Below are 5,746 nucleotides of genomic sequence, written 5' to 3'. Positions count from 1 at the left end.
ATCGTGTCGTCGCCCGAGCCCGGGGCGGCGACCACCCGTACCCCCGGCACGGCCGGAACGCCCCGCGCGGCTCCCTCGACCACCAGCACCACCTCGGCCGGACCAGCGAGCTGCGGCGGTACCCCCGACTCGGCCAGCGGGACGAGGGCGTCGCGCAGCCGGGCGGCGGCCCCGGCCCGGTCCCGCCACCACCCGTCGGGGCGCGACCCGACCACGTTGGCGGCGTCCACGATCAGCAGCGGCGTCGGGTCCATGGTCCCAGCCTGCCACCGGTCGGGACCGCCCGCGCCCGCCCCGCCGGCACCGGGTCGGGACCGCCCGTCTCCGCCGCGCCCGGGTCGGGTCCGGCCCGCCCGCCTCCGCCTCGTCCGCGTTTGTCGCGCCGACCGCCGGGTAGCCATCGCCGACCGTGCCGGCGGCGACTTCACCGGCGAGCGTGCCCGACCCGCGGGAGGACAGCGATGATGGGACCCGGCGACTTCGGCACCGACCCGTGGGACGAGTTCCTGGCCCGGTACTTCGGCCGGGGCGAGGGGGGACGCCGGTCGGCGCACCGGGTCGACATCACCCGGCTGATGACCGCCGACGCACGGGAGATGCTCGCCGACGCGGCCCGCCGGGCGGCGCAGCGGCACAGCAACGACCTCGACACCGACCACCTGCTCTGGGCGGCGTTGCAGCGCGAGGCGCTGCGCGACCTTATCAGGCGGGCCGGTGCCGACCCGGATGCCCTGGTCAACGCCCTCGGCGGGCGGGGCGACGGCGCCCCCCGAGGCGAGGTGCCGCCGAACCTGTCCCTCACCCCGGCCGCGAAGCGGGCGTTGCTCGACGCCCATCAGCTCTCCCGCGCGATGGGCGCCAACTACATCGGCCCCGAGCACATCCTGATGGCGCTGCCGCTGAATTCGGAGTCGCCGGCGGGCCGGATGCTCGCCGCCGGCCGGATCCAGCCCGAATCGTTGCAGGCGGCCAACGCGGAGCGCGGCCCGATGCCCGGCCCGAAGCCCGACCACGGCACCCCCACCCTCGACCAGTACGGCCAGGACCTCACCGAGCTGGCGCGCAACGACCAGATCGACCCGGTGATCGGGCGGGCCGCCGAGATCGAGCAGGCCGTGGAGATCCTGTCCCGACGGACCAAGAACAACCCGGTGCTCATCGGCGAGGCCGGCGTCGGCAAGACCGCGATCGTGGAGGGGCTGGCCGAGCGGATCTGCGACGGCGACGTCCCGCAGACGCTGATCGGCAAGCGGGTGGTGCAGCTCGACCTGGCCGGTTTGGTCGCCGGCACCCGCTACCGGGGCGATTTCGAGGAGCGGCTCAAAAAGGTCATCGAGGAGATCCGCGCCCACCGTGACGAGCTGATCATCTTTCTCGACGAGATCCACACCCTGGTCGGCGCGGGCGGGGCGGGCAGCGAGGGCGGCATGGACGCGTCCAACATGCTCAAGCCGGCCCTGGCCCGCGGCGAGCTGCGGGTGATCGGCGCGACCACGCTGGACGAGCACCGGCGCAGCATCGAGAAGGACGCCGCGCTCGCCCGGCGGTTCCAGCCGGTGCTGGTGCCCGAGCCGACCGTCGAGGACACCGTCGCCATCCTGCGCGGCCTGCGCGACCGCTACGAGGCGCACCACCAGGTCCGGTTCACCGACGAGGCGCTGGTCGCCGCCGCCGAACTGTCCGACCGGTACGTCACCGACCGGTACCTGCCCGACAAGGCCATCGACCTGATCGACCAGGCCGGCGCCCGGGTCCGGTTGCGCAACCGCACCCCCGGCTCCGACGTGCGGGAGCTGGAGCAGCAGCTCGACGAGGTTCGCCGGGACAAGGAACAGGCGGTCTCCGACGAGCAGTACGAGCGGGCGTCCGCGTTGCGCGACCGGCTCGCCGAGCTGGAGGCGCAGGTCAGCCGTGCCAAGGGCGACGACGGCAACGGCTCGCAGGTTCCGGCCGTCGGCCCGCAGGAGATCGCCGAGGTGGTGTCCCGGGCCACCGGCATCCCGGTCGCCCAGCTCACCGAGGAGGAACGCGACCGGCTGCTGCGCCTGGAGGGGCACCTGCACCAGAAGGTCGTCGGCCAGGACGACGCGGTCGGTGCGGTCGCCGAGGCGGTCCGCCGCTCCCGGACCGGGCTGGCCGACCCAGACCGGCCGATGGGCAGCTTCCTCTTCCTCGGCCCCACCGGCGTGGGCAAGACCGAGCTGGGCCGCGCACTGGCGGAGGCGTTGTTCGGCGAGGCCGACCGGATGGTACGACTGGACATGAGCGAGTTCCAGGAGCGGCACACCGTCGCCCGGCTCGTCGGCGCACCCCCCGGCTACGTCGGGTACGAGGAGGCCGGCCAGCTCACCGAGGCGGTGCGCCGCCGCCCGTACGCGGTGGTGCTGCTCGACGAGATCGAGAAGGCCCACCCGGACGTGTTCAACATCCTGCTCCAGGTGCTCGACGAGGGCCGGCTCACCGACAGCCAGGGCCGGACGGTGAACTTCAAGAACACCGTACTGATCATGACGAGCAACCTCGGCTCGGAGCTGATCACCGGCAGCCAGCGCGCTGTCGGCTTCGGCGCCGGCGAGCCCGGCACCGAGCAGGAGAGCGACGAGCTTCGCGAGCGGCTGATGCGCCGGCTCCAGGAGAACTTCCGCCCGGAGTTCCTCAACCGCATCGACGAGGTGATCATCTTCCGCCGGCTGGAGCAGCAGCAGCTACGCCAGATCACCGAGCTGCTGCTGGAGCAGACCCGCCGCCGCCTGCACGCCCAGGACATCGACATCGCCTTCACCGTCGCCGGCATCGACTGGCTCGCCGAACACGGCTACCAGCCGGAGTTCGGGGCCCGCCCGCTGCGTCGGGTGATCCAGCGCGAGGTGGACAACCGGCTGTCCCGGATGTTGCTGGAGAGCGCCGTCTCGCCCGGACAGCGGGTCACCGTGGACGTCCGCGACGGCGCACTGGCCTTCGAGGTGGTTGCCGGAGACCGGGGCTACTCCGCCGCCACCACGTCCCACCCCCGGTGAGTGGCGGAGGCCGCGGATGACCGAGCCCGAGGAAACCACCGAGGAGACCGGGACCAACCCGGAACGCAGCGAGCCGATCATGGCCCCACCGACGGCCAACCCCGCCCGGGTGCGGGTGCTGCCGGAGGGCCTGGATTCCCACACCGGCGACTCGGAGCCGTCCGGGCCGCCGCCCGGAGAGGAGACGTGATGGTACGCGAGGCGCGACTCGATCCCGAGGTCGAGGAGCTCTGGGAGGAGTTCCACGCCGAGGTGAACGTCACCTCCGAGCAACTGCGTAGCTGGCTGCTGACCCGTGGCTCCGGCACGGAGTCCTTCGGGCCGAATCCCGACCTCGACCTGCCCGAGCCGGGCCGGCAGATCCTGGCCGTGCTCCGCAAGCGCAAGGTCGACCTGACCGGCGCGGACATCGAGGTGATGCGCCAGGCCGTCGACCGCATCCGGTCCCTGACCGCCGCCCGCCCGGCCGCCGGTGCCGCCGACGAGTGGCGCCGCTCCCTGCTCGACCTGGGCCACGACGTCCTCGTGGAACGCTGAACCGTCAGCTGGTCTGCTCGCGTCGGCCGGTCCGCTGAACCGTCAGCAGACCCGCGGCGGTCCGTGTCGGCCGGCCCACCGGCTCCGTCGCCGCCGTTTCACGGCGGCGACGGAGCCGGTGGCGGGTTCACTCCGATTCCATACTGCCGATCTCCAGGCCGGCGGCGTCGGCGGCGGCCTGCCGCTCGCCGCGCGCCCGCTCCTCCTGGCTCAGCAGGGTGGCGTACTCGGCCACGTCGGCGGGAGCGGGGACCTCGGGCAGGCGGCGCAGGAACGCCTCCACGGCCCGGGCGGCGGCGCTGTGCGCGGCGGCGGCCACGCGCAGGGTCTCCCGGTCGTCGGCGGTCGGCTGGGTATCGGTCATGGGGCCCTTGATACCCACCATCAGGCGGTTCGCACCCCGGAACCGGCGTCCCCGACGAGCGGCCCGGCCGGGGCCGACCTGCGCACCCCGAAATCCGGGTGCCGCAGTAGCCAGGCCAAATAGTCGGGGTGCGCGGCGAGCGAGTCGGCGTACACCGCCACCGCTGCCTCCAGCACCTCGTCGGCGAAGCTCGCGCCGGCCGAGTCCGAGTGCCAGCCCAGCAGCAGCCGCCAGCGTAGCGGTGCCCCGGCCAGCCGGCGGGTCACCAGTCCGGGCACCGGACGGAAGGTGGCCTGGCACAGGGCCACCGCCGCGCCGGCCTCCACCAGGTCGATGCAGCCGCGCACGTCGGCCTCGTACATCTTGCGGGGGGTGAAGCCGGCGCGGGCGCAGGCGGCGGCGAAGCAGTCGCCGAAGCAGCCGTCGCCCGGGGCGGCGACCCACTGCTCCGCGCGTAGGTCCACCAGCCGGACCTCGTCGTGGTTGGACATCGGGTGTTGCTCGGGCAGCAGCACCTGCACGGGCTCAATCGCCACCTCCCGCCAGGTCAGCCCGTACCCGGCCGGCGGGACCGCGTCGCCGCAGACCCCGACCAGCGCGTAGTCCAACCGGCCGCCCCCGACGAGCTGGGCCAGCTCGTCGGCGGACCAGGAGGCGTGCGTGGTGATCTGGGCCTGCGGGTGCGCGGCGACGAGCCGGTGCACCAGACGGCCGAGGATGGGGCTGTTCACCCCGCCGAAGCGGTACCGGGCGGGTGTCGGGCCGGCGCCGGCCAGCCGGGCCGCCTCGTCCTGAAGGCCCTGCATGGCCGGCAGCAGCACCCGGGCCCGGGACAGCACAAGCTCGCCGAGCGCGGTGGGCCGGGCCCCCCGACGGTCCCGCTCGAACAGTGGCCCGCCGAGCGCCCGCTCGATGCGTTGGAGCTGGGCGGTCAGCGCCGGCTGGGCCAAGCCGAGCGTGGACGCCGCCTTCGTCACGCTCCCTGTCTCCGCGATGGCGCAGACCACCCGCAGGTGTCTCAGCTCCAGATTCATACGGTGACGGTATGACCACGGAAGGATCGATGGAAGGGTCCTAGCGGATAGGAGTTGACCGATACCCCTCAGTGACCGACCGGTATCCGGTCGGTGATCCGGTGGTAACCGTCCGGTATCCGGTCAGTCTTCTGGTGGAATCAGGTCCGACGGGTAGGTCGGCCGGCCGGTCACCGCGTCGCGGACCTTGTCCACCACGCCTACCGCCGGCTCGACGATCCGGTTCCACGGCGGGGTCGCCGGGGTGCCCGGGTGCGGCCGGGTCGGCGCGGCCTCCCCGGCGATCTCCCACCGGTTGCCCAGCCGGATCAGCTCCGCCTCGGTGGCCACCTCGCGCAGCGGCGCCAGCAGCGCCGCGGCCCGGGCGACGTGGCGGCGTATCCGGTCGGCCACCTCGGCCAGCGCGGGATCCGCCGGCCCGGCCAGCGCCTTGAGGGCGGTCAGCAGCTCGCCCGCGGCCCCGATCTCCCGGTCGACCGCCGCGCTGGCGTCGGGCACGGCGGCCCGCACGGCGGGGAACAGGTACTGCTCCTCCGCCGACAGGTGCCGCGACACCGTGGCGGTCAGCACCTCGACCACCTCGCCGAGCCGCTGCGGCGCGGCGTCCGGGTCGGTGGCCCGGTCGGCCAGCTCGAGCAGCCGCCGTTGCTCGCGGTCGACGAGGTCGACGAGACTTCGACCGCCGGGCCGGTAGCCCTCCTCGGGCACGGGCGGCAGCGGGGGCAGGGGGACGGTCATGGTGCCCTCCTCGGCTGGCGGGCGCGGGCCCCGAGGGGAGGCGGGCGGCCCGAGGG

General features: G+C 74.1%; 7 protein-coding genes. 3 read left to right on the top strand and 4 right to left on the bottom strand.

The window, feature by feature from the left end; all coding sequences use genetic code 11:
• Positions 1–254, bottom strand: a 254-nt coding sequence (locus E1258_RS29160; protein WP_207919797.1) for a hypothetical protein, incomplete at its 3' end; no start/stop codon positions are given.
• 207 nt (positions 255–461) lie between these two features.
• Between E1258_RS29160 and E1258_RS29155 the strand changes: the two genes are divergently transcribed.
• From E1258_RS29155 to E1258_RS29150, 3 genes are read left to right on the top strand one after another with little or no spacing between them, the layout of a single operon-like run.
• A complete protein-coding gene (locus E1258_RS29155) occupies positions 462–3,017 on the top strand; it encodes an ATP-dependent Clp protease ATP-binding subunit (RefSeq protein WP_132406769.1) in 2,556 nt (851 codons plus the stop codon).
• A 16-nt stretch (positions 3,018–3,033) separates the two neighbouring features.
• Entirely contained in the window at positions 3,034–3,207 is a 174-nt protein-coding gene (locus E1258_RS33660; RefSeq protein ID WP_165949931.1) for a hypothetical protein, read from the top strand.
• A complete protein-coding gene (locus tag E1258_RS29150) occupies positions 3,207–3,554 on the top strand; it encodes a DUF3140 domain-containing protein (protein WP_132406767.1) in 348 nt (115 codons plus the stop codon). The genes E1258_RS33660 and E1258_RS29150 overlap by 1 nt, the downstream gene beginning before the upstream one ends.
• A 127-nt stretch (positions 3,555–3,681) precedes the next feature.
• Here E1258_RS29150 and E1258_RS29145 read toward each other — a convergent pair whose 3' ends face one another.
• The 3 genes from E1258_RS29145 to E1258_RS29135 all read right to left on the bottom strand — a co-directional run bounded on the left by E1258_RS29145 (position 3,682) and on the right by E1258_RS29135 (position 5,690).
• The gene (locus E1258_RS29145) at positions 3,682–3,918 is read right to left on the bottom strand and encodes a hypothetical protein (protein WP_132406765.1); all 237 of its coding nucleotides are present in this window, start codon (positions 3,916–3,918) and stop codon (positions 3,682–3,684) included.
• A gap of 20 nt (positions 3,919–3,938) precedes the next feature.
• Complete coding sequence (locus tag E1258_RS29140; RefSeq protein ID WP_132406763.1) at positions 3,939–4,952, bottom strand: LysR family transcriptional regulator; 1,014 nt, start codon at positions 4,950–4,952, stop codon at positions 3,939–3,941.
• Positions 4,953–5,075: 123 nt separating this feature from the next.
• On the bottom strand, positions 5,076–5,690 hold the full coding sequence (locus E1258_RS29135; RefSeq protein ID WP_132406761.1) for a hemerythrin domain-containing protein: 615 nt from the start codon (positions 5,688–5,690) through the stop codon (positions 5,076–5,078).
• Between the last annotated feature and the right edge of the window lie 56 nt (positions 5,691–5,746).

Source organism: Micromonospora sp. KC207 (assembly GCF_004348615.1).
In the GTDB taxonomy this organism is placed as follows: Bacteria; Actinomycetota; Actinomycetes; order Mycobacteriales; family Micromonosporaceae; genus Micromonospora.
The sequence above is the reverse complement of the archived record's forward strand: the minus strand, read 5'-3'. Positions and strand labels throughout refer to the sequence as shown.

Excerpts from the sequence above, each read along its gene's own strand:
- E1258_RS29140 (WP_132406763.1), bottom strand. The coding sequence starts at position 4,952 with ATGAATCTGGAGCTGAGACACCTGCGGGTGGTCTGCGCCATCGCGGAG.
- E1258_RS29150 (WP_132406767.1), top strand. The coding sequence starts at position 3,207 with ATGGTACGCGAGGCGCGACTCGATCCCGAGGTCGAGGAGCTCTGGGAG.
- E1258_RS29135 (WP_132406761.1), bottom strand. The coding sequence starts at position 5,690 with ATGACCGTCCCCCTGCCCCCGCTGCCGCCCGTGCCCGAGGAGGGCTAC.
- E1258_RS29145 (WP_132406765.1), bottom strand. The coding sequence starts at position 3,918 with ATGACCGATACCCAGCCGACCGCCGACGACCGGGAGACCCTGCGCGTG.
- E1258_RS29155 (WP_132406769.1), top strand. The coding sequence starts at position 462 with ATGATGGGACCCGGCGACTTCGGCACCGACCCGTGGGACGAGTTCCTG.
- E1258_RS33660 (WP_165949931.1), top strand. The coding sequence starts at position 3,034 with ATGACCGAGCCCGAGGAAACCACCGAGGAGACCGGGACCAACCCGGAA.